The sequence below is a fragment of the Mucilaginibacter psychrotolerans genome, assembly GCF_004519315.1.
Classification (GTDB): Bacteria; Bacteroidota; Bacteroidia; order Sphingobacteriales; family Sphingobacteriaceae; genus Mucilaginibacter; species Mucilaginibacter psychrotolerans.
This window is the reverse complement of record NZ_SOZE01000102.1, coordinates 1-351: the sequence shown is the minus strand read 5'-3', so window position 1 is coordinate 351 and position 351 is coordinate 1. Positions and strand designations below refer to the sequence as shown.

Below are 351 nucleotides of genomic sequence, written 5' to 3'. Positions count from 1 at the left end.
GGCAGTAGCCCATGATCTTTTTGGAATAAGCATCCGTAATCAGGCTCAGGTAGTTAAAGTCATAGCTGATGGTGATATAAGTAATGTCCGATACCCATAGCTGTCCTGGCCGGACTAATTCAAGATCCTTAGCTAGATCCGGGTACCTATGGAATGAATGGTTTGAATTCGTCGTACGGGAACCGCGCCTTTTTTTCACGATTAGCAGGCCATGGTTGCGCATTAAGGTGTTAAGCTTGTCCCGGCCCATCTTGATGTTATTCGTCCTAAGGGGCTGATATATGCACCGGTAAAGCTTATGTAAGCCCAAGCCTGGCAACTCCCTCCGGACTATCGCTATCAATTCCAGTA

At 47.0% G+C, this 351-nt stretch carries 1 pseudogene; it reads right to left on the bottom strand.

The annotated features are described in order from the left end of the window. Nucleotides 1-351 (bottom strand): annotated as a pseudogene (locus E2R66_RS28885) (hypothetical protein); the annotation flags it as partial.